Below are 234 nucleotides of genomic sequence, written 5' to 3'. Positions count from 1 at the left end.
TCGAGGAACTTCTCACCGAGTCGAAGTACGCCGATTCCGAGCAGTGCTACGTCTCCGCTTTGCTCACTGATCCGGTTCGTCCCGTCGATGCCATGAGGCAGCTCCAGGCACGTTTCCCCTTTGCCGTTCACCTCGAATGGCAAAGGCCGGAAGGACAATCGGATCTCAAGTATCGCGACGCGGTACGGGGTCGAACGGACATGGAGATCGCCCGTGGCTTTGTCTCGGCCGTGC

1 protein-coding gene is annotated in these 234 nt (G+C 59.8%); it reads left to right on the top strand.

The features are described 5' to 3' along the window. Positions 1–59 precede the first annotated feature (59 nt). A partial coding sequence (locus tag E0698_RS27815) for a hypothetical protein (protein WP_443146930.1) occupies positions 60–234 on the top strand: 175 nt, incomplete at its 3' end.

Source organism: Paenibacillus sp. 23TSA30-6 (genome assembly GCF_014858585.1).
In the GTDB taxonomy this organism is placed as follows: Bacteria; Bacillota; Bacilli; order Paenibacillales; family Paenibacillaceae; genus Paenibacillus.
Note: the sequence above shows the minus strand (reverse complement) of the source record. Positions and strands in the feature narration are given on the sequence as shown.